This window comes from Geobacillus sp. Y412MC52 (assembly GCF_000174795.2).
Lineage (GTDB): Bacteria > Bacillota > Bacilli > Bacillales > Anoxybacillaceae > Geobacillus > Geobacillus thermoleovorans.
This window is the reverse complement of the sequence record NC_014915.1, coordinates 497,358-519,784: the sequence shown is the minus strand read 5'-3', so window position 1 is coordinate 519,784 and position 22,427 is coordinate 497,358. Positions and strand designations below refer to the sequence as shown.

Here is a 22,427-nt window from a genome sequence, read left to right as displayed (position 1 = left end):
GCTTGCGCCCTTCTCCCTATGTTGCATTATACATGAATCGCCGCCATTTTCATCTTTTTTGTTTTCCAGTCTGTTGACGCCATTGCGTTAGGCGCCGCCGCCGATTTGGAAAGAACAGCAAAATGCTTTTGTCCTAAATCAATGCCCACTCGCCGATCGACCGTCGTCAACAGTTGGATGTCAGTTCCGCCCATACGGAAACAAACGATTTCCTGTCGGATTTTTTCGAATCGGCACGTCAATGATGGGAGAAACCGATCCGTCTCCCGCTTTACACCTATAGCATTGAAGTTTGAGTCTTCTCGGTTTACTATATAAAGAGGCAGTCAGCGGAAACAGGAGGATCAAACAATGCAGTGGACCAAATCAGAACAATTATATGAAGAAGCGCTCCAGCACATTGTTGGTGGAGTGAACAGCCCGTCCCGCTCATACAAAGCGGTCGGCGGCGGTGCGCCAGTCGTGATGGAGCGGGCGCAAGGAGCCTACTTTTGGGATGTGGATGGAAACAAGTACATCGACTACTTGGCCGCCTACGGACCGATCATCGCCGGGCACGCCCATCCACACATCGCGGAAGCCATCCGCCGCGCCGCCGAGACCGGTGTGTTGTACGGCACGCCAACGCCGCATGAGATCACGTTTGCCAAAATGTTAAAAGAGGCGATCCCGTCGCTCGAGAAAGTGCGGTTTGTCAACTCGGGAACAGAGGCGGTGATGACCACGATCCGCGTCGCCCGCGCCTACACCGGACGAAGCAAAATCGTCAAATTCGAAGGCTGCTACCATGGCCATTCGGACCTTGTGCTCGTCGCCGCCGGCTCGGGGCCATCGACGTTGGGGACGCCGGACTCAGCCGGCGTGCCGCCGAGCATCGCCCAAGAAGTCATTACCGTGCCATACAACGATGTCGAATCGTTCCGCGAAGCGATGAACGTTTGGGGCGAGCAAGTCGCAGCGGTCCTCGTCGAGCCGATCGTCGGCAACTTCGGCATCGTCCTGCCAAAACCGGGCTTTTTAGAAGCGATCAATGAGATTGCCCACAAGGAAGGGGCGCTCGTCATTTACGACGAAGTGATCACCGCCTTCCGCTTTATGTACGGCGGAGCGCAAAACTTGCTCGGTGTGGAGCCCGACTTGACGGCGATGGGGAAAATCATCGGCGGAGGCTTGCCGATCGGGGCGTACGGTGGACGCCAAGACATTATGGAACAAGTCGCTCCGCTCGGACCAGCGTACCAGGCCGGGACGATGGCCGGCAACCCGGCGTCGATGCTCGCTGGCATCGCCTGCCTTGAAGTGTTGAAACAAGAGGGCGTCTATGAGCATCTCGACCGATTGGGAGCAATGCTGGAAGAAGGCATCCTTGCCCATGCTCGCCAATGCGGCCTGCCGGTGACCGTCAACCGCTTAAAAGGCGCGCTCACCGTCTTCTTCACTGACGAAAAAGTGGAAAACTACAAGCAAGCCCAGCGCAGCGACGGCGAGTTGTTTGCGAAATTTTTCAAGCTCATGCTCAAACAAGGGATCAATCTCGCGCCGTCGAAATACGAAGCATGGTTTATCACCCTCGCCCATACGGAAGACGACATCGCCTACACGATCGACGCGGTCGGCAAGGCGTTCCGGCAGCTTTGAACACCAGAAATTTCTCAACGCCCCGCCTTCATCGGCGGGGCGTTATATTTTTTCCTTGCGCACATAGGATGAAACTGTGTATAGTACTGAATGGTTCACCAAAACAAAAAGGAGAGTTTTGATCATAGATGAAACTCGGTGCCCGCATTTTCAAAACGGGGATCGCAGTGGCGCTCGCCTTGTTCTTAGCAACGCTCTTCCAGTTTCCATCGCCGTCATTCGCCGGCATTTCCGCTGTGTTCGCCATGCAGCCGACCATTTACCGCTCCTATTTATCGCTGATCGAGCAAGTGCAAGCGAATGTGATCGGCGCCTTGTTCGCGATCGCGGCGGTTTTCATTCTTGGGCGCGATCCGTTGGTCGTCGGTTTGACGCTGATGATCGTCATCGCCCTTTGCCTGAAAATGCGCCTTGAATCATCGACGATTTCCGTAGCGCTTGTCACAGTCATTGCCATTATGGAATATACAGACCGCCAGTTCATTGAATTTGCGGCCATTCGCTTTTTAACGATGATGCTCGGTATTTTCGCCGCCTTTGTCGTCAACTTGATTTTCTTGCCGCCGAAATACGAAAAAAAGGTATATGAAAAAATCAGCGAAGAAACAGAGGCCATTTTAAAATGGATCCGCCTGCATAAACAGCAGGCAGCCGACCATCACCATTTGAAGGAAGAAATTGAAGCACGACACGAAGAAATGACCAAACTCGAGCATCTATATTTTATGTACAAAGAAGAACGCACATATTTTCGACGCCAACGCTTCCAAAAATCTCGCAAACTCGTGTTGTACCGGCAAATGATAGCAGCGGCCGATCGGGCTTTATCTGTCTTAAAATGGCTGCACCGGCTCGAAAACGAGTTCAGCCGCTTGCCCGCCGAGCTTCGTCAAGCCGTCTGCCTGCACCTTGGCTGCTTGCTTGACTACCATGAGCAACTGTTGCTGAAATTTATCCATAAGGCAAAGCCGCTCCCTCACAGCAGACGGGCCGAGGAAATTCATCATCAGCGCGAGCAGCTCACTTCCGCCTTTTATGCGGACGGCCAGCCGCCGGGCGATTATCGGTTGTTTTCTTTAATCGGAGCGATCATGGATTATGGGGATCGCCTTGAACATTTAGATAAACTGATTGACAGTTACCATCATTACCATTACGATGACACGCTGGAAAAAGAGCTGGAAAAGTCAGCAGGCGGCCGCTCGTAGCGGACCGCCTGCTTCAATTTTTCATCCGTGGGTCAAGCGCATCGCGCAGCCCGTCGCCCATTAAGTTAAAGCCAAGCACCGTCAGCATGATCGCCAATCCAGGGAAAATCATCGTCCACGGCGCCTGAGTCAAGAAATCTTTGGCGTCCGATAGCATTTTCCCCCACTCCGGATTGGGCGGCTGCGCCCCCAAGCCTAAAAAGCCAAGTGCGGCCGCTTCGATAATGGCCGTGGCGATCGCCAGTGTCCCTTGAACGATAATCGGCGCGAGGCTGTTGGGCAAAATATGATGGAGTAAAATGCGCCAGTCGCTCATGCCGATCGCTTTCGCTGCCATAATGTATTCTTCTTGCTTAATGCTTAGCACGCGAGAACGGATGAGCCGCCCAAAGTTCGGTACATTAATGACCGCAATGGCGATGAGGGCGTTTTGCAAAGACGGCCCGAGCACAGCGACGATGCCGATCGCCAATAAAATGCTCGGAAACGCCAGCATAATGTCAAACAAACGCGAAATCACCCCATCAATCCAGCGCCCATAGTAGCCGGCGATAATGCCAAGCAGCGAACCAACCATGACCGAGCCGAGCACGGAAAAAAATCCGACCCACAGGGAAATGCGGGCTCCATATATCACGCGGGAAAAAATGTCGCGGCCGAAATCATCGGTGCCGAACCAATGCTCGCTAGAAGGCGGCTGCAACCGCTCGGCCAACTGTTGGTCTTTATAATCATACGGTGCCAGCCACGGCGCCAAGATGGCGACAAGGATAAAAAACAAAACGATCCCAGCGCCGACCAAGGCGATTTTATTTTTTCGAAACCGCCGCCATGCTTCTTTCCATAAAGAAACCGATTCCGTCTCCCTAATCGCCGCCGGCGGTGTTGCCGGCGTGCGCGCTAGTTCAGCCATAGGCGCCCTCCCCCCTTAATTGTACTTAATGCGCGGATCAATGATCGCATAAAGTAAATCAACGATCAAATTAATAAAAATAAAAATGGTGGCAATGATCAAAATGCCCGATTGGATCACCGGATAATCCCGATACCCGATTGCATCATAAATATAGCGTCCGATGCCGGGCCAACTAAAAATGGTTTCCGTCAAAATCGCACCGCCAAGCAGCAGCCCTGTTTGCAGCCCAATGACCGTCAACACGGGAATAATGGCGTTTTTCAACGAATGTTTGTACACGACCCAAAACATGCTTAACCCTTTCGCTCGAGCGGTGCGAATGTAGTCCGATTTCATCACTTCCAACATGCTCGAACGCGTCATGCGGGCGATAATCGCCATTGGGATCGTCGCCAGCGCCATGCTCGGCAAGACAAGATGCTGCATCACTTGCCAAAACTGATCGGCGTTCCCAGACAGAAGGGTATCGATCAGATAAAGATGAGTGATCGGCTCAACAGGGTTGCGTACGTCCTCGCGACCGGACGTCGGCAGCCAATCAAGTTCAATCGAAAACAGCCACTGCTCCATTAAGCCAAGCCAAAAGATCGGCATGGAAACACCAATCAATGCCAACACCATCGCAATATAATCAAACCATGAATTTTGAAACCAAGCGCTAATAATGCCGGCGTTCACGCCAATGATCACCGCAATCAGCATCGCCGCCAGCGACAGTTCAATCGTGGCCGCTAAATACGGCCAAATTTCTTCGGCGATGGGGGCGCCGGTGCGGATCGACTCGCCTAAGTCGCCGTGCAGCAAGCCGCCGATGTATTTGACATACTGCACATACCATGGCTCATCCAACCCCAGCTTATGGGTCAAAGCCGCTACAGCCTCTTTCGTCGCTTTTTGCCCTAAAATGACTTGCGCCGGGTTGCCTGGAATGGCTCGGATCATAAAAAAGACGACAAGCGACATGCCAAACAACACCGGGATCACCATCAGCACCCTTCTCACAGCATACGACAGCACCTGACTCTCCCTCCCTTAACATGCGGCAAACAAAGAGGGGAAGATGCGCTCCTTCCCCTCTCTCAGTCGATTATTTAAACTCGACTTTCGTAAACTTATCCGAACCGGTCGGGTGCGGGTTAAAGCCTTGGATATTCGCCTTGCCGGCCAACAGCGGAGTTGAATGGACGAGCGGAATCCATGGCGCTTCTTCTTTAATGATCTCTTGCGCTTTTTTATACAGCTCGTTCCGTTTGTTTTCATCGCTCACCGTTTGCGCTTCGACCAAAATTTTATGCAGCTCATCATTCGAGAAATAGGTGTAGTTGTTGCTGCCAATGCTGTCTTTGTCAAGGAGCGCATACAAGAAGTTATCCGCGTCGCCGTTGTCGCCCGTCCAGCCGAGCAGGAAGGCGTCCGCTTCCCCTTTGGCGAGCTTGTCTAAATAGGTCGCCCATTCATACGTCACGATTTTCGCTTTCACGCCGATTTTGGCAAAATTCGCTTGAATGGCCTCAGCGATTTTTTGCCCGTCCGGCATATACGGACGCGGCACCGGCATCGCCCACAGTTCGATTTCAAAGCCATTCGGATAACCCGCTTTCGCCAGCAGCTCTTTCGCTTTATTCAAATCAAACGGATAGTCTTGAATCGCATCGTTGTATCCCGGGATGCTGGGCGGCATCGGGTTTTTCGCCGGTTCCGCCTGGCCGGCGTAAAACGCATCGATGATCGCTTTCTTATCAACCGCGTAGTTCAACGCTTGGCGAACCAACTTGTTTTTCAGCGGCCCTCTCGTCGCCGTCAGTCCGACATAGGCGACGTTCATCGACGGGCGCTTGAAAATTTGAAACTCTTTGTTTCCCTCCACTTGTTTTAAGTCCGTCGGATTCAAGTCTTCCATGATGTCGATTTCGCCTTTTAAGAGCGCATTGAGACGCGCCGAGTTGTCCGGAATGGACACGAAGATGAGCTGGTTCAGCTTTGGATAGCCTTTTTCCCAATAGTCTTTATTTTTTTCAAGTACGATCCGTTCGTTGCGCTTCCATTCTTTAAAGACGAACGGGCCGGTCCCGACTGGGTGTTCGCCAAACTTGTCGCCGTATTTTTTCACGGCTTCTGGGCTGGCGATGGCAAACGGCGTCATGGCGAGATTTTTCAAAAATGGAGCTTGCGGCCGTTTCAGCACAAATTGCACCGTGTACTTGTCGAGCGCCTTTACTTCTTTAATCACATGGCTGTCATCCTGCTTGTAACCGCCAAACATCGATCCGTAATACGGAAACTTGTCGGCATTGCCGTTCGCCCAACGCTCGAAGTTAAAGACCACTGCATCGGCGTTAAACTCTGTCCCGTCATGAAACTTGACACCTTGGCGCAATTTAAACGTATAGGTCAGTCCATCCTTCGAAATCGTCCATTCCGTCGCCAACGCCGGCTTGACGGACGTATCGTTGTCATTGTAATCAAGGAGCGTATCAAAAATGTTTTTCGTTACTTTCAGCGACTCCCCATCCGTCACAGTCGCCGGGTCGAGCGACACCGAATCACCGCCGCGCCCGTACACCAGCGTATCCTGGGTCGACGGTTTGTCACTGCCACCCCCTGCGGTTTGCTTCGACTTGCCGCAGCCAGCTAAAACAAGCATGACTGCCAGCATCATGGCAAGCCACGTAAACCATGTTTTCTTCCTCATCGTGTTTCCCCCTTGTGTTTCATTTGTTTATCACTCACATTTCGCACCCTCCCGACGGAAATCGGGAGGATTTTTTCATTCCGATGTCGAATGAATTCTTGACACACAAGGAATGTAAAGGAGTTTTTCTCTCATCTCACATTTCGCACCCTCCCGACGAAAATCGGGAGGATTTTTTCATTCCGATGTCGAATGAATCCTTGACACACAAGGAACGTAAAGGAGTTTTTCTCTCATGAATGTGAAAGTCAAAGGGGTCTATCGTAATGGTTATTTGAATATAATAAGTGTTCTAGTCAAAAAACTCGACATCCCCCACTTGATTGACCATCTTGTGCCCGTCGATCCACAATGCCAAACGCGAGTCAGCGATGCCGTTCAGGCCATCCTTTATAATCTATTTGACGGCCGGCAAGCCCTTGTTCACTTAGAACGATGGGCTCAGGAGATCGATCTGGAGAAACTCATCCGTCCCGGTCTCCAGCCTTCCTGGTTGAACGACGATGCCTTGGCCCGTCATCTCGACCGCTTGTATGAGGCCGATATTCACAAGGTCATCAGCACTTGCTTGATTCACATTTATCGCAAAGAAGGCCTTTCCCTCCGAGCCTTTCACGCTGATACGACGGACAAGACGGTTTACGGAGCGTATGAGTCGGCCTCATTAGAGGCTTTGCAGATCACACATGGCTATAACCGCCATCACCGTTGGCAAAAACCAATCGGCTTCGGGCTGGTCGGCAACGAGGATGGCATCCCGTTTTACGGCGATGTGCATGACGGCAATCGATCGGATAAGGCGTGGAATCCTGAGGTGCTGTCGCGGATCCACGAACAGTTCAAACAAGCCAAGATCGACGACGAATGGATTTACGTGGCCGATTCCGCCGCGATGACGAAAGACACCTTGGCGCAGACAAAAGCCGCCCGTGCCTTTTTGATCACCAGAGGCCCTTCGTCGCTTCGAATCGTGAAACAGGCGCTCGCAGAGGCCGATTCGCCTCACATCCCGTGGAGCGAACCCTTTACCCTAGCGGAGAGAAACGGCGCCACGTACCGGGTATGGGAAACGGCCGCGACCTATGAAGGCCACCCGGTTCGGCTGATCGTCGTCGAATCGAGCGCGCTCGACCAGCGCAAAGGAAAAACGCTCGAAAAAGAGCGGGTCAAAGAAGCGGAGCTTCTTCGCGAGGAACAAGTCCGTTGGGAGCGCCACCCCTTCTCCTGCCGCGAAGACGCCGAACAAGCCTTGACGTCCCTCAAGGCGTCCCTTCGCCCTCGGTTTCATCGAGTGGAGGCCGCGGTCGAAGAGATCGTGCGTCCGAAAAAACGGCGCGGACGGCCGAAAAAAGGGGCGGAACCCGAGACGGAGACGCTGTACACCCTTCGCCTAAACGTCGAATTCGACCAACCGGCATGGGAACAGGCAAGACGGAAAGCGTCCCGGTTTGTCCTCGTCACGACCGTTCCGAAGGAATGGAAGGGCCAACAAATGGATGCCCAAGAGATCTTGAAGCTGTATAAAGGGCAAATCTCGGTGGAAATGAACTTCGCGTTTTTGAAAGATCCGTTTTTCACGGATGAGATTTATGTCAAAAAACCAGAACGGGTCGCCGTATTGGGCTATCTATTTCTCTTGGCCTTGGCGATTTACCGCGTTTTTCAGCGCCGGGTGCGTCAGTTCATCACACCAGAACGCCCGTTAAAGGGCGCGGGAGGCCGCAAGCTGACCCGGCCAACGGGACAGGTGATTTTTCAGCTGTTTCAATATGTGAACGTCATCCTGCTGGAGCTGCCAGACGGGCGCATCCAACGCGCACTGGATCGCTCCCTCAACCCGGATCAGCGAAGGATTCTGCAGGGATTGGGCATGGATGAGAGCATCTACGTCTAACATGATACAGAACGACTAGCGATGGTAAAAAAAGGATTGCCATCGCTCGTTGTGTTGGTCAAAAAGTTATTCTGAAAAACTAAATAAAAAATCCTTTGTTTTGACCTTGTTAGGGTGCGAAATGTGAGCTCTGAATAAAATTATGCCATGTATTGTTTTCTAACACAATATAATATTATAAAAAATTAAAATTATCGAAAAAGGAAAAGTAATAAAATAACGAGGGGATGAAACAATCCCTCGTTGACCTTATTTGTTGTAAAGATGCACGCACCTTGAACGACCATTTTCACGCCGGATAGATTGCAAAAATGGCGCATGGAGATTTTTTATCATAATTTCTAACGTCTCATTCCATTTTTTCCTCCAAATCAACTGATCACTCCTGCTTGACCGTCACCATTCCTCATGCATGCGGGAAAAAGCAGAAAAACTGCCGACTTGCGAACAGGATTTTTCATGTCGCTATTTCTCATCTCTAATCGAGACCCCTGCTTTTAAACATAAGCGTTAGCAAGGCAGCCCAACCGTGGGACGCACGAGGATGGCTTGACTGACAACCTGCCGTAGGGCGGGTGTTCCCGACAATCCCCCGCCTCACCATCAGCTCTTCATGCGTGCCGCTTTCGACAAAAAAGCAGAAAAAACCTGCCAGCGATGCCGAACAGGCTTTTTTCATGCCGCTATTTACGTTTGGTACGCCTGAAACACTCCGTACCATTTGTCGATAAACTCGGGCGCAAACGGCCCTTTCCGCTCCTTAATCCAGCCGATCAGTTTTTGAACGTTGTTTTTTAAAATGCGGTCGATCACATCGGGATAGTGCATTTCGCGGCGATGCCGCTCATACTCATCTTCATCCAGCAGCATGTACGTCATATCGGGAAACACTTTAATATCCAAATCATAATCGATGTACTTCAGCGCTTCTTCATCCCAAACGAACGGCGAGCTTAAATTGCAATAGTAGTACACCCCGTCCTCACGAATCATGGCGATAATGTTAAACCAATGCTTAGCATGAAAAAAACAAATCGCCGGTTCGCGCGTCACCCACGTCCGGCCGTCCGCTTCCATGACGAGTGTTTTGTTATTGCCGCCGATCACATACGATGGCGTCCCTTTTAATACGACCGTTTCCTGCCAAATCCGGTGAATCGTCCCATTATGTTTGTAGCTATGGATTTGAATGATTTTCCCTTCCCGAGGGTAAGCTGGCATCATTCTTCCCTACTTTCCGATGGGAGCTTCTTCGTTATATTATACCCTGTTCCTTTTGCAAAAGGAAAGAAAAGCAGGCCGCCTTACTGAGGAAAAGGCAACTGGCGCGTTGGCTCAAGGACGCAGCCTGTCCGTCAGACACCGGATGCCATCTGCCCTAAAAATGCGCGGCGGATGGCTTCCACCTCCCGTTTCATTTGCCGCACTTCCTCGCGCAAGGCGGCGGTCGGCGCTTCACGTTCAAGTTCATCCAACTGGCGGGTGATCTCCTCGCAACGCTCCATCTCCTGTTGCAAAAACAGCGCCTCGTCGCCTACATTCGTCCATGCGTGCTCCATCGCCATTCCGTTCTCCCTTCCCCTTTGCCGTGTGATTTCCTTTCATCATTTCGCGTCCGCACCCACAAATCCCTTTCACTAATCTTGTAAAGAGATGACAGCTTTTGTCGACAAAAAAAGCAGAGGCGCGCCGCCCCTGCTTTTGCCTTCCATCTTCGGCCTATCGCCTGCGCTCTTGCAGCAACATACGCCGTCGTCACAACCGCCAGGCGTCAGCCATGGATGATCGTTGGTTATTGATTGACATTTTGCGCTTTGCGGGCTTCCGCTTGCGCATTTTGTTGTTTTACGTGTTGCACATTCGTCTCAGCCGCAAATTCCGTCGCAAATTGGCCAGCTTGAGCGGCTTGAGCCGATTGGGCATTTTGTTGTCTTACTTCTTGAATGTTTGTGCCAGCTGCTGTTTTGTTCGGTTGTTTGGCCATTGTTCTCACCTCCACGTGCTTTACTATGCCCCGGGGGTGATCGTTCTATCCGCTGACGTTACAAAAGTAAAGATCTTCCACCATCGACAATGATCGTCTGCCCGCGAATCATCTCGGCTGCATCCGAGAGCAAAAACAAAACCGCGTTGACGATATCATCGGGTTTGACCGGGCGGCCAGCCGGCGTGTTCGCAGCCGCGTCGGCGAGCAGCTCTTCACGGTTCGGGAAGTGCTTCAGCGCATCTGTATCGACCGCCCCGCCGGAGACGGCGTTGACGGCGATGTTTTTCGGCGCCAGCTCGACAGCCAAGTAGCGGGTCAGCGCTTCAAGCGCGGCCTTCGAGACGCCGACCGCCGTATAGTTTTCCAAATAGCGGATCGACCCGAGCGAGCTGATGCTCACAATTTTCCCGCCGCCGACCCGCTCCATTCTTTTGGCCGCTTCCTGGGCGCAAAACAAAAGCGCTTTGCTGTTGATATTCATCGTCCAGTTCCAATGCGTTTCTTCCAATTCCATCGCCGGGCGCAAGACGCCGGATGCGGCGTTGTTCACGAGCACGTCGACCCGCCCGAACACCTCATCGATTTGGGCAAACATGGCGTGAATTTTCTCAACGTCGCCGACGTTCGCTTTGACGACGAGCGCTTTTCTCCCGAGCGCTTCAATTTCGCGCGCCGTTTCTTCGGCGGCTGTTTTGCTGCGGGCGTAATTGACGACAATATCATATCCTTCCTTGGCCAGCCGCAAAGCGATCGCTTTGCCAATGCCGCGGCTGCTGCCGGTGACCACTGCTACTTTTCCGCTCATGTTTTTCACTCCTTATACATATAATATAGCCGAATTCCATAGATGAGGGAGGGGCTGCCTATGTACGTCGGCCGCGATATGACTGAGCTGTCGATGATTCCGAAAACGGAATGGACCGATGACGAACTCGCTTATTTTCATCATTCGTTCCAACAAATCGCTCCATATTTAAACGTCGAAGGGCAGACGATTCACCGCGAAATCATCGAGGAAATCGAAGCGCGCGGCGGCCTTGGGCGCCGTGAAGCAACGTATACACACGGCACGATGCCGGTGCCTGATTAATCGGGGCGGCGTACTCCGCCCGCCCATTCTTTATATTCGCGCCAAACACGTTGATGGGACACCGGAAAGGCGTACGCCTTCAACTCGTCTTCCGGCGCAAGCCGGTAAGGCTCCTCGACCGGTCCGCCATGAACCAAACGGCCGGGAAACACGGTCAACTGCCAGACTAAATGGGAAAACGCATGCTCAAACGAAACGATCGGTTCTGTAAGCTCCACTTGCAAACCGTATTGCTCCCCAACCATTTGCTCGAGCTTCTCTTTTCCATCTGCGCCGTCCGTTTCGCAGCTGGGGAACTCCCATAAGTTCGCAAGCAAACCGGTGCTGTCGCGCTTGCGAATGAGAACGCGGCCTTCATCATCGGCCAGCACCGCTACTGCGAGCGGCACTTGTTTGACCGCTGTTTTTTTCATTTTCACCGGCAGCTCTTCCGCCACCCCTTCGGCGAACGCTTGGCAGTAGGCTTGCACCGGACAAAGAAGGCACGACGGGCGGCGCGGTGTGCAAACAAGAGCGCCAAGCTCAATCAGCGCCTCGTTAAACGCTCCCGGGTTTTCGTACGCCATAATTTCGCGGACGATTTGTTCAAATCGTTTTCTCGTCGACGGTTTGGCAATATCGTCTGTCACGAGAAACAGACGCGACAAGACACGCATTACGTTGCCGTCAACAGCCGGCTCCGGGACGCCATAAGCGAGGCTCAACACCGCCCCGACCGTATACGGTCCGACTCCTTTCAGCCTAGAAAATTCATCTGGATCGTCCGGCACTTTGCCGCCATAGCGCGTTTTCACTTCTTTCACCGCCGCGTGCAAATTGCGCACGCGCGAGTAATAGCCGAGCCCTTCCCACGCCTTCAGCACCTCGTCCTCATCAGCGTCAGCAAGCGCCTCCAGCGTCGGAAACCGATCGATAAACTGTTCAAAATACGGAATGACCGTCTCGACGCGCGTTTGCTGCAGCATCACTTCCGACACCCATACTTTATATGGGTCGCGGTCTTTCCGCCACGGCAGGTCGCGGCGCTCGCGGGCGAACCAGTCAAGCAAATCGCGCTGAAACTTGCGCGCTGGAAATCGCTCTGTTTCTCTTGTCATTCAAAGTTTCCCCCATGATGCCTATTATCCATATCCATCTTATTATATCAAAAAACCCCCGGCGTGGCTTGCCGCACGCCGAGGGGAAACGGAAGGAAATCGTTCTCAACTTTCCTTAGCCGCAGAAACATAGGCGATCGATTCATGTCGAGCACGCAATCGGCGAATATCAATGCGCACGAGCAACGAGATGATGAAAGCGATGACAAACAATCCGCCAAAAAAGGCCAAACTTCCTTCATAAGAACCGGTCGTGTCTTTAATATACGCGGCAAACATCGGTCCGACGAGACCAGCCGCGGCCCAAGCGGTCAAAATATAACCATGGATGGCGCCAAGCTGCTTCGTGCCGAACAAATCGCCGATATACGCCGGGATACAGGCGAATCCGCCGCCGTAGCACGTATAAACAATCGTCAGCATCACAACAAACAGCCATTTGGTGGACACGTTCGGCAACAGGAAGAAAATCACGATTTGCAAAACGAAAAACGTCGTATACGTATTCGGCCGCCCAATATAATCAGAAGCCGATGCCCAACCGATGCGCCCTAACCCGTTAAACACCCCAATGGCGCCAACTAATGCCGCCGCGGCCGTTTGGCTGATGCCGATGCTTTCCACCGCCAACGGTTTGGCCACCGCTAAAACGGCAATGCCGCACGTCACGTTAATAAACAACATGAACCATAAATACCAAAACCGTCTTGTTTTGACCGCCTCATTGGCCGTCAATTGCGCCAAATCAAGCGAAGGTTTGGCTTTTCCGGCCTTCACTTTTTCCTGAAATCCTTCCGGCAACCATCCTTCCGGCGGTTTTTCTAAATAAAGAGAAGATAACGTCATAATAACAAAATACGTAATCCCTAAAATGAAAAACGTATTTTGGACGCCGACGGAGGCAATCAAACTGTTCATCACCGGACTCGCGATCGCTGCGGCAAACCCAAACCCCATAATCGCCAGCCCTGTAGCCAACCCGCGCCGGTCTGGAAACCATTTGACAAGCGTTGACACTGGCGCAATATACCCGACGCCGAGCCCAATTCCTCCCAACACCCCGTAAAACAAATACAGCAAGTATTTCGAACCAAGCGCCACGGCCAAACCGGACCCCGTCACCCCGAGGCCAAAGAAGATGGCGGCCAATAGCCCGGATTTCCGCGGTCCGTGCTTTTCCACAAAATGGCCAAGGAACGCAGCCGACAATCCTAAAAACAAGATCGCAATGCTGAACGTGAGCGCTACTTCCTGATCGGACCATCCAAACAATTGTTTTAATGGATTGGTAAAATTGCTCCACGCATAAACAGACCCAATCGAAATATGAATGCCAACGGCCGATAACGCAATGAGCCAACGGTTTTTCACAGCTTCTCCTCCCCTTTTACCCGATTATGATCCGACTCTCATGCGTATACACGTTAAACACCTGTCCGCGCAAAAAGCCAACGACGGTTATGCCGAGTTCATCCGCCAAATCTAAGGCTAGCGTCGTCGGGGCCGATTTTGAGAGCAGGACGCTCACTCCCATTTTCGCCGCCTTTAACAGCACTTCCGACGAAACGCGGCCGCTGAATACAATGAGCTTGTCTTTCACCGCAACTTGATGACGCAGGCAATAGCCATACAGCTTATCAAGCGCGTTGTGACGCCCAATGTCAGAGCGGATGGCGACGATCCCGTCCGGTGTGGCGAGCGCGGCGTTGTGAAGACCGCCGGTTGCCGCAAAGTCCGTCGACTGCTCGTGCAGCGCTTTCATGAGGCGAATGCAGTCATCCGCCTTCACGGCGATGCCGCCGACGATCGTTTTCGCCGTCTTCACATCATTGTAAAAATAAAACTGCCGACTTTTTCCGCAACACGAGCCGATGAACCGCTTGGCATAAAACTGTTTGGCCGGCAGTCCGCCCGCGGCGAGCTCAACATAAGCAAAGCCCCGCTCCCCATCAATGCTCATTCCTTTGATGTCGCTGTACGTCCGAATGACTCCTTCCGAGGCCAAAAATCCGATTACCAATTCATCTAGATGCGCCGGCGTGCAAACGATCGTCGCAAACTCCTCGCCATTGACCGTTATGGTCAACGGAAACTCGAGCGCGATCTCGTCCTCTTCCTCAACAAAGCGCCCGTTCCGGTATTTCGCAATCGGTCGCCGTTTCGCCGCAAACCCGCTCACCTTGCCATTCCCCCTTTCCATGCAAAATAAAACCGCCGCCTTCCGGACAAGAGGACAAACTCGCCCCTGTCAGCGAAAAGCGGCGGTAGTTTGCGCCCAGCACTTCTGCAGCGAAACCAACGCACATCCGTTTCCGAAACCTGCCTGCCAAGCGGCAAAACCGTTTAGCCGGCAAGGCTTCTACTATTTTCATCGTGCTAACTATTCATAAGCATACCACGAACAGTAACGAAAAACAATTGTTTCTGTTCACAAAATCGTCACAATTCAATCGGTTTTTCAAATACAAAAACGGAAACAGCCATATCCTCTTCCACTTTAATATCACTGAACAAATAAAGAAGCTTCGAACCGACAAGCTCTTCCATGCCGTCCGGCACATGCTGGGCGTACACATCTTGGATCATTTTCGTTCTCGCTGCATGCACCATGTCCCGCCCTTCCGGCGTGCGGGCGATAAATTTTTCCGTCGGCGTCAAATTGCCGTGCAAAATGGTGATCGCCAAATTGTCAACAAAATACGTTTTGATCCGCTCCGGCCCTTTCCCAAACAGCTGTTTGCGCACTTTGCGCACAATATCGTTGAAAGCAGCTTCTTTTTTGGACATTCTCATTCCTCCTTGCGGTCAGCAGAAAAACTTCCGGCCCATCCGTTGTGTTCTTCCTTTCGCCGTACTATAATAAACTATAGCAAATGTATACATAGTGGAAAAATAATAAGGCAAGAAGCGGCCTTGTTATTTTTCTACTAAATATAAAAAGTTTGGATTGGTTGTTTAGTATCGTTATGCTAAAGAACTACTCCACCCACGATGAAGCATTCGTCTCGTCGCTGGTGGAGTTTTTTATTTTAACAAAGGGGGAGCGATGATGGGAGCGCAAATGGTGACGGTAACCATCAACGGGCGTACCTACCACGCCAAGCCAGGGATGACCATTTTAGAAGTCGTCAATGAACACGGTCTTCCGCATCCGCAAGTTTGTTATACGCCGGAGCTTGGCGCCATTCAGACATGCGACACGTGCATCGCTGAAGTCAATGGAACGCTGCTTCGTGCCTGTGCGACACCGGTTGAGGACGGCATGGTCGTCGAACTCGGCTCGCCGCGGGCAAAGGCAGCGCAAAAAGAAGCGATGGACCGCCTGTTGGAAAATCATCTCTTGTACTGTACGGTGTGCGACAACAACAACGGCAACTGCAAGCTGCACAACACGGCGGAAATGATGCAAATTGAACATCAAACATATCCGTACCGGCCGAAAGTCGACCCGTCCGAGGTGGACATGTCGCATCCGTTCTACCGCTACGACCCGAATCAATGCATCGCCTGCGGGCAATGCGTCGAGGCCTGCCAAAACTTGCAAGTGAACGAAACGCTTTCGATCGATTGGGAAGCGGAACGGCCGCGCGTCGTTTGGGACGGTGGGGTGCCGATCAACGAATCGTCGTGCGTCAGCTGCGGGCATTGCGTCACCGTCTGTCCGTGCAACGCGTTAATGGAAAAATCGATGCTTGGCGAAGCGGGCTTTCTCACCGGCTTGGACAAAGACGTCCTCAACCCGATGATCGATTTTGTCAAGGAAGTCGAGCCAAACTATACGAGCATTTTCGCCATTTCTGAAATCGAGGCAGCCATGCGCGAACAACGGATCAAAAAGACGAAAACGGTTTGCACGTTCTGCGGCGTCGGCTGTTCGTTTGAAGTGTGGACGAAAGGGCGGAAAATTTTAAAAGTCCAGCCGGTATCCGAAGCGCCGGTCAACGCCATTTCCACATGCGTCAAAGGAAAATTCGGCTGGGATTTCGTCAACAGCGAAGAGCGCCTAACGAAACCGCTCATTCGCAAAGGCGACGTATTCATCGAGTCGACATGGGGCGAAGCACTCGACTTGGTCGCGGAAAAGCTCGGAGCGATCAAGCGGCAATACGGCGGCAACGCCATCGGTTTTATTTCATCGTCAAAAATTTCCAACGAAGAAAACTATTTAATGCAAAAGCTCGCACGGCAAGTATTTGAAACGAACAACGTCGACAACTGTTCGCGCTACTGCCAGTCGCCGGCGACGGACGGCCTGTTCCGCACGGTCGGCATGGGCGGCGATTCCGGCACGATTCATGACATCGCTTCAGCCGGCCTTGTCATCATCATCGGCGCCAACCCAGCGGAAGGGCATCCGGTCATCGCCACCCGCGTCAAACGGGCGCATAAACTGTTTGGCCAAAAACTCATTGTTGCGGACTTGCGCCGAAATGAAATGGCCGAGCGGGCTGACCTGTTCATCCGCCCGAAACAAGGCACCGACCAAGTATGGCTGATGGCCGTGACAAAATACATCATCGACCAAGGCTGGCACGATGAGGCGTTCATTCGCGAGCGCGTCCATTTCTTTGAAGAGTTTAAACAATTGCTGGAAAAATATACACTTGATTATGCCGAACAAGTCACCGGCGTCGCCAAAGCCGACCTCATCCGCATCGCCGAGATGATCCGCGAAGCAGACGGCACGTGCGTCCTCTGGGGCATGGGGGTCACGCAAAACACGGGCGGCAGCGATACATCGGCGGCGATTTCCAACTTGCTTTTGGCAACCGGCAACTACGGTCGTCCGGGGGCGGGCGCGTTCCCATTGCGCGGCCATAACAACGTCCAAGGCGCCTGCGACATGGGTTCGCTTCCTGCCTGGCTGCCTGGCTACCAACATGTCACCGATGATGAGGCGCGAGCGAAGTTTGAAAAAGCGTACGGCGTCCGCATCGATGCGAAACCAGGCCTTGACAACATCCAAATGCTCGGAGCGGCCGAGCGCGGCGAGCTGAAAGCGATGTATATCATCGGCGAAGATATGGCGCTTGTCGACTGCAACGCCAACCATGTGCAAGAGACGTTGGCGAAGCTTGACTTTGTTGTCGTTCAAGACATTTTCTTGTCAAAAACGGCGCAATTTGCTGATGTCATCTTGCCAGCAGCGCCAAGTTTGGAAAAGGAAGGAACTTTCACGAATACCGAGCGCCGCATCCAACGGTTTTACCAAGCGCTGGAGCCTCTTGGCGACTCCAAGCCAGACTGGTGGATCATTCAAGAAATCGCGAAGCGGCTTGGCGCCGATTGGAATTACGCCGGTCCGAAAGAAATCATGGATGAAATCGCCAGCCTCGCTCCACTGTACTCACAAGCGCATTACGACCGGCTCGAGGGCTGGAACAGCCTTTGCTGGGGCAGCCACGACGGCGCTGATACGCCGCTGTTGTACAAAGAGCGGTTCAACTTCCCGGACGGCAAAGCCCGCTTTGCGTTAGCCGATTGGGTCGAACCGGTGCAATATCCGGAAGAGTACGATTTGCTTGTGAACAACGGCCGATTGCTCGAACATTTCCATGAAGGAAACTTGACGTACAAATCCAAAGGCATCGAGCATAAATTCCCAGAAGTGTTTGTCGAAGTATCCCCTGAACTCGCCAAAGAACGCGGCATTGAAGATGGGGCGCTCGTTCGGCTCATCTCGCCGTACGGCCGCGTCAAAGTGCGCGTGCTCGTCACCGATCGAGTCAGAGGCAACGAACTGTTCTTGCCGATGCACTCCACAGCCAATGAGAGCGCCATTAACATGCTGACCGGCCCGCAAACCGACCATCGCACGAACACGCCGGCTTACAAACAAGCCCGCGTGCGCATGGAAGTCATTGAACGGTCCGGCAAGACGCCGCTGCCGCGCACAAATCCGCGCTTTAAAAAGCGGCATCCGCAAAACGGCGTCGAGGTGGAGCGGAAGTGGCGGCGAAGCGACTACGTGCCGCTCACCGAGGAAAACAAGGGGGTGACGATCGGTGGCTAAGCCGATTACCACCATTCAAAAGCGCCAAATGACGGAGGAAGAAAAACGAACTGAAGCGCTGGCCAAGCTAAAAGCCGCTGTCGGCGACAGTGAAGAGGCGGTCCGCGAGCTCTTGGAGTTCATCGAGCAGCTCCATGAAAGCGGCCTGCTCGAAGCGGCCAACGCCTTGTTAAAAGCGCGGGAAGACGTGGCGAAAATCGTCGTCGGCCAGCTCAACCAAAAACCGGTGACAACGATGATCAACCATGCGTTCGCCATAGCTGGCCTTGCTGCTTCACTTGATCCGGAGAAAACGGCGAAACTGCTTGAGCACATCGCCGCCGGCGCGCTGGAGGCGTACGAACAAAACTCCGCCGAAACAAAAAAAATCGGGTTGTTTGATTTGCTTAAAGCGCTCAATGACCCGGACATCAACCGCGCGATCCGCTTTTTCCTGTCCGCTCTCAAAGCGATCGGCCAACGGTTCAGAAATGACGGCTAATCGATCGGCTGGCAGAGAAAAGGACAGTTGACCAATGAGCCGCCAAAAGAACGGATGGTGAACCGATCTTCCATCAGCATGGAATGCTCCCCACTTACACCTATATAGACGTTGAAGTGGGGAGCTTCTCGGTTCGAGATGATCAACAAAACGTCCCGCCTCATGCGGGGCGCTTTTCGTTTTTGGTTGAAGCGCTTCCCTTTTCGTCTGACGAACGGCTTGCTTCCTGTTTCTTTTTCTCACTCCACTGTCTATCAATCGTTTCCTTTTTTGAATCTTTGTGAAATTGGTCGTTCCGCCTCTCGCCAACGATTGTCGCCCTATGATACACTAGCCATAACCTTGTTTGTCTCTCGCCTCCTTTCGGCCAATGCCTCAAACGGTTATTGGCTGAACACAAGGTGGGGCATACTAATAGTTGCATGAAAAAGAAAGATGTGCTCCGGCCGAGAGACAACAGACAGTTTCCATCCGAACATGCAACGATGCTGCAAGAAGGAGGCGCCTTCACGTTGGATACAGGCACACATGTTTTGATGGGGGTGGCGCTCGGCAGTATTGCTTCACTTGACCCTGCGATCGCCCACGATCCGCTCTTGTCCCACGCTGTGTTGATCGGCGCGCTCGCTGGCTCGCAAGCGCCGGATATCGACACGATTTTCAAATTGCGCAACAACGCCCAATATATTCGCAACCATCGCGGCATCACCCATTCGATTCCCGCCGTCGTTCTTTGGCCGCTGCTCATCGTCAGCGTGATGGCCGCCATCTATCCGAAAACGGATTGGCTTCGCGTTTGGCTTTGGACGTTTGTTGCCGTCGCCTTGCACGTATTTGTTGACATTTTTAACTCTTACGGAACCCAGGCGTTGCGCCCGTTTACAAAAAAATGGATCGCCCTTGGCGTGATTCATACGTTTGATCCGGTCATTTTTGGGCTTCATTTGGTTGGCGTCGGCGGCTTGTTTCTCGGCGCCCATCCCGGTTATACGTTTCTTGTCGTCTACGTGCTTATCGCTGCGTATTATGGGCTTCGCTTCCGCCAGCAGACCAACATCAAACGGCTCGTGCACGCCTCGGTCGCCGGGGTGACCCAGATCATCACCGTACCGACATGGCGGCCGCGCGAATGGCATTTAGCCATTTCAACCTGCGACGAATTTTACGTCGCCCGCGTCAAACGCGGCGAGCTCATCATCCTTGACCGCTTCCAAAAGCGTGCGCTTCCCGACCATCCGGTGATGAACGCCGCCAAACGCGACGAAAATATCGCCGCTTTCTTATCTTTTTCCCCGGTTTACCGTTGGGAAATGAACGAATACGATGATTACTATGAAGTGCGCTTTACTGATTTACGCTATCGAAGCAAAGGGTATTACCCGTTTGTCGCTGTCGTCCAGCTCGACCGCGATCTCAATATTGTCAGCTCATACACCGGCTGGATTTTCAGCGAAGGCAAACTGCGCAAAAAGCTCGAACTTGCTCCAAACGGCTGATGGGCTCCTCCCCAATCATTGCCACACATAAGCGCTACAGGGTGTCCCATAATAAAAATACGTGTTGGCCATCCAACACGAGCACGCCGTTAAGGAGGGAATGTGCCGTGCGGAACAAAGCGCACAACTTCCCGAACCAAAACAACAACAAGCTCGAAGGCGAACCGCGCGCCAAGGCCGAGTACGCCTCGAAGCGGGCCGACGGCACGACCAACACCCACCCGCAAGAACGGATGCGCGCCTCCGGCGAACGAAGCGATTTCTTTTAACATGAAGGGGGAGCACGGCATCGTTCGCCGCACTCCCCCGGCACATTCCGCAGCGAGGTGAACAATCATGGGTCACCATCGGCACAAAAAATTTTATGACAACTTTTATTCGAACCCGTTTCAGCAGCCGTGGGCCAATCCAAAACACGCCCACTCGCAAGTGAACGGCGAAACGCAGCAAACGCTTGACCTCATCATTTTAGAGCGGCAGACGCGCAAGCAGTCGTAGCGGAACAACCTAGGGAGACACCCTCCCTAGGTTTTTAGGCTCTTTTTCCGTCCGACTGTGAACTTGTCCCGCCCGTCATGATTGAGGCAAATTCGGTTTACGAAGCAGTGAAATCGGCAACGCCTCCTCCTCTCCGTTTCCTTTCAACCGCCATCCCCAGGCAAACACTCCTTTTAAATAGCGCACTTTAAAATACTCTCCGGGCGCCCCTTCAATTTCATAAATCTCCCCAGGATGAAAATCAGCTGGATTAAGCATATACGCCTTCGCCATGGCGATTTTCCGCTCGTAGACGGCGTATTCGTTCACCATCCCCATCTGCTCCGCCTTGCGTGCCTTTTCCGTCAACATGGCGATTTCTTGTTGCAGTTCTTCTTTCGTCATTTCGCTGTACCGTTTTTGTTCTCCTTTGATCATAGGCAAGCCTCCTTTTTGAGCATTCCGGATGGATCGTTTTCATCCACATGGAACTCGGCAAAAGGCTCAGAACATCTCTAGATTTATGGAACTGGAACGATTTTGTGATCAACATTCAACGACAAAACTGATAATATCCCCTAATTTTTTCAAATCCTTTCATTCGAGATCACTCGTCATTACCGTGCATGCGCAGCCATTCATTGATCAAGTCAAGTGCGAATCCTTTTCGGTACAGGGCTTGGCGCATCTTTTGCTCATAAAGCGGCCGCGGGTGGTGCGCATAACGGCGGTGCGCTTTCTCCGCCTGAACACTGAGCGCCTCCCGTTCTTCTTGTTCAGTATGAGCGCCGCCATCCGCCAAAACGGCGGCAATCACCTCATGCGGAAACCCTTTGCGCATCAGCTGCTGCCGCACCCGTTCCAAAAACGCGCGAGCCGATTCAGCCCGGCGCTGTTTTTTCGCTTTTTCGTAAAGCGAGCGGGCGATGGCCATCTGTTCATCCAACGTATACTCCGCCAAACTCTGCTCGATCAAGCAGCCCAAAACACCGAGCCGTTCCAGTTCAGCGCGGATGAGAAGCGGCCCTTTCGCCGCCGTCTTTTTTTGCGTGCGTACGTAAGCGGCGGCAAACGCCTCGTCATCGACATACCGCTCGGCGCGAAGTTTTTTGAGCACTTCATCAATCACCGAATCCGGAGCGCCTTTTTTTCGCAAGTGTGCGGCGACCTCATGCTCCGAACGCATTCGGTGCGCCAAAAAGTAAAGCGCCTGTTGATACGCCTTTTTCACCTCATCGGCATACACAATATGTTGAAGCAGGTCGTCGCTGATCTCCATCCCTTTTTTCAAGCGGAATTGAAGCAATACATCTTGATCAACTGTCAATCTCAACGACGGTGCGCCGTCACGGTGCACGACAATCCAAAATCGTTCAGCATTTTGTTCGGTTACGACAATGTCGGCAATCGTTCCCATTGTTTGTCCCCCTTATCTTTT

General features: G+C 52.6%; 23 protein-coding genes. 9 read left to right on the top strand and 14 right to left on the bottom strand.

Annotated features, from left to right (window positions below; translation table 11 throughout):
* Window positions 1-26: 26 nt before the first annotated feature.
* Entirely contained in the window at window positions 27-194 is a 168-nt protein-coding gene (locus tag GYMC52_RS19560) for a hypothetical protein (protein ID WP_155467762.1), read from the bottom strand.
* A 157-nt stretch (window positions 195-351) separates the two neighbouring features.
* On the opposite strand from GYMC52_RS19560, the gene GYMC52_RS02605 reads away from it, so the two are divergent.
* Both GYMC52_RS02605 and GYMC52_RS02600 read left to right on the top strand, forming a co-directional pair.
* The gene (locus GYMC52_RS02605; RefSeq protein ID WP_013146305.1) at window positions 352-1,638 is read left to right on the top strand and encodes a glutamate-1-semialdehyde 2,1-aminomutase; all 1,287 of its coding nucleotides are present in this window, start codon (window positions 352-354) and stop codon (window positions 1,636-1,638) included.
* 128 nt (window positions 1,639-1,766) lie between these two features.
* Window positions 1,767-2,846 carry an FUSC family protein gene (locus tag GYMC52_RS02600; protein WP_013522993.1) on the top strand — a complete coding sequence of 360 codons (1,080 nt, stop codon included), beginning with the start codon at window positions 1,767-1,769 and terminating at the stop codon, window positions 2,844-2,846.
* Between the two features lie 13 nt (window positions 2,847-2,859).
* Here the strand turns inward: GYMC52_RS02600 and nikC are convergent, their stop codons facing one another.
* From nikC to GYMC52_RS02585, 3 genes are all read right to left on the bottom strand, one after another.
* Window positions 2,860-3,759, bottom strand: coding sequence for a nickel transporter permease (nikC, locus tag GYMC52_RS02595; RefSeq protein ID WP_013522992.1), 900 nt, complete (start codon window positions 3,757-3,759; stop codon window positions 2,860-2,862).
* Window positions 3,760-3,774: 15 nt separating this feature from the next.
* Complete coding sequence (locus GYMC52_RS02590) at window positions 3,775-4,779, bottom strand: ABC transporter permease (protein WP_013522991.1); 1,005 nt, start codon at window positions 4,777-4,779, stop codon at window positions 3,775-3,777.
* A 70-nt stretch (window positions 4,780-4,849) separates the two neighbouring features.
* Window positions 4,850-6,454 (bottom strand): ABC transporter substrate-binding protein, encoded by a 1,605-nt coding sequence (locus GYMC52_RS02585; protein ID WP_013146308.1) that lies wholly within the window; start codon window positions 6,452-6,454, stop codon window positions 4,850-4,852.
* Between the two features lie 235 nt (window positions 6,455-6,689).
* Here GYMC52_RS02585 and GYMC52_RS02580 point away from each other — a divergent pair, with 235 nt between their 5' ends.
* Complete coding sequence (locus GYMC52_RS02580; protein WP_013522990.1) at window positions 6,690-8,348, top strand: IS1634 family transposase; 1,659 nt, start codon at window positions 6,690-6,692, stop codon at window positions 8,346-8,348.
* 687 nt (window positions 8,349-9,035) lie between these two features.
* On the opposite strand, the gene GYMC52_RS02575 is transcribed toward GYMC52_RS02580, so the two are convergent.
* The 4 genes from GYMC52_RS02575 to fabL all read right to left on the bottom strand — a co-directional run bounded on the left by GYMC52_RS02575 (window position 9,036) and on the right by fabL (window position 11,140).
* On the bottom strand, window positions 9,036-9,569 hold the full coding sequence (locus GYMC52_RS02575; RefSeq protein WP_013146310.1) for a nucleoside tri-diphosphate phosphatase: 534 nt from the start codon (window positions 9,567-9,569) through the stop codon (window positions 9,036-9,038).
* Between the two features lie 134 nt (window positions 9,570-9,703).
* Complete coding sequence (locus GYMC52_RS02570) at window positions 9,704-9,913, bottom strand: YgaB family protein (RefSeq protein WP_013146311.1); 210 nt, start codon at window positions 9,911-9,913, stop codon at window positions 9,704-9,706.
* 227 nt (window positions 9,914-10,140) lie between these two features.
* Entirely contained in the window at window positions 10,141-10,332 is a 192-nt protein-coding gene (locus GYMC52_RS02565) for a gamma-type small acid-soluble spore protein (RefSeq protein WP_011229970.1), read from the bottom strand.
* 58 nt (window positions 10,333-10,390) lie between these two features.
* Window positions 10,391-11,140, bottom strand: coding sequence for an enoyl-[acyl-carrier-protein] reductase FabL (gene fabL / locus GYMC52_RS02560; protein ID WP_013146312.1), 750 nt, complete (start codon window positions 11,138-11,140; stop codon window positions 10,391-10,393).
* Between the two features lie 60 nt (window positions 11,141-11,200).
* Here fabL and GYMC52_RS02555 point away from each other — a divergent pair, with 60 nt between their 5' ends.
* On the top strand, window positions 11,201-11,425 hold the full coding sequence (locus GYMC52_RS02555) for a hypothetical protein (RefSeq protein ID WP_011229968.1): 225 nt from the start codon (window positions 11,201-11,203) through the stop codon (window positions 11,423-11,425).
* Here GYMC52_RS02555 and mutY read toward each other — a convergent pair.
* The 4 genes from mutY to GYMC52_RS02535 all read right to left on the bottom strand — a co-directional run bounded on the left by mutY (window position 11,422) and on the right by GYMC52_RS02535 (window position 15,309).
* Window positions 11,422-12,522 (bottom strand): A/G-specific adenine glycosylase, encoded by a 1,101-nt coding sequence (gene mutY / locus GYMC52_RS02550; protein WP_013522988.1) that lies wholly within the window; start codon window positions 12,520-12,522, stop codon window positions 11,422-11,424. The two genes, GYMC52_RS02555 and mutY, sit on opposite strands and share 4 nt — an antisense overlap.
* A gap of 105 nt (window positions 12,523-12,627) precedes the next feature.
* Entirely contained in the window at window positions 12,628-13,893 is a 1,266-nt protein-coding gene (locus GYMC52_RS02545) for an L-lactate MFS transporter (protein ID WP_013522987.1), read from the bottom strand.
* Between the two features lie 16 nt (window positions 13,894-13,909).
* Entirely contained in the window at window positions 13,910-14,701 is a 792-nt protein-coding gene (gene fdhD, locus GYMC52_RS02540; protein ID WP_013522986.1) for a formate dehydrogenase accessory sulfurtransferase FdhD, read from the bottom strand.
* Between the two features lie 260 nt (window positions 14,702-14,961).
* Complete coding sequence (locus GYMC52_RS02535; RefSeq protein ID WP_013146316.1) at window positions 14,962-15,309, bottom strand: DUF2294 domain-containing protein; 348 nt, start codon at window positions 15,307-15,309, stop codon at window positions 14,962-14,964.
* 262 nt (window positions 15,310-15,571) lie between these two features.
* Between GYMC52_RS02535 and fdhF the strand changes: the two genes are divergently transcribed.
* The 5 genes from fdhF to GYMC52_RS18355 all read left to right on the top strand — a co-directional run bounded on the left by fdhF (window position 15,572) and on the right by GYMC52_RS18355 (window position 21,010).
* A complete protein-coding gene (gene fdhF, locus GYMC52_RS02530) occupies window positions 15,572-18,535 on the top strand; it encodes a formate dehydrogenase subunit alpha (protein WP_013522985.1) in 2,964 nt (987 codons plus the stop codon).
* Entirely contained in the window at window positions 18,528-19,016 is a 489-nt protein-coding gene (locus tag GYMC52_RS02525; protein ID WP_013522984.1) for a DUF1641 domain-containing protein, read from the top strand. Before fdhF ends, GYMC52_RS02525 begins: the two co-directional genes overlap by 8 nt.
* A 512-nt stretch (window positions 19,017-19,528) precedes the next feature.
* Window positions 19,529-20,512, top strand: a complete 984-nt coding sequence (locus GYMC52_RS02520) for a metal-dependent hydrolase (protein WP_013522983.1) — start codon at window positions 19,529-19,531, stop codon at window positions 20,510-20,512.
* Between the two features lie 107 nt (window positions 20,513-20,619).
* Window positions 20,620-20,781, top strand: coding sequence for a small, acid-soluble spore protein K (locus GYMC52_RS02515; protein ID WP_011229959.1), 162 nt, complete (start codon window positions 20,620-20,622; stop codon window positions 20,779-20,781).
* A gap of 67 nt (window positions 20,782-20,848) precedes the next feature.
* Window positions 20,849-21,010: a YpzG family protein gene (locus GYMC52_RS18355; RefSeq protein WP_011229958.1), complete on the top strand. Its 162-nt coding sequence runs from the start codon at window positions 20,849-20,851 to the stop codon at window positions 21,008-21,010.
* A gap of 75 nt (window positions 21,011-21,085) precedes the next feature.
* Here the strand turns inward: GYMC52_RS18355 and GYMC52_RS02510 are convergent, their stop codons facing one another.
* Complete coding sequence (locus tag GYMC52_RS02510; protein ID WP_011229957.1) at window positions 21,086-21,427, bottom strand: YfhH family protein; 342 nt, start codon at window positions 21,425-21,427, stop codon at window positions 21,086-21,088.
* Between the two features lie 169 nt (window positions 21,428-21,596).
* A complete protein-coding gene (gene recX, locus GYMC52_RS02505; RefSeq protein WP_013522982.1) occupies window positions 21,597-22,406 on the bottom strand; it encodes a recombination regulator RecX in 810 nt (269 codons plus the stop codon).
* Window positions 22,407-22,427: the final 21 nt, after the last annotated feature.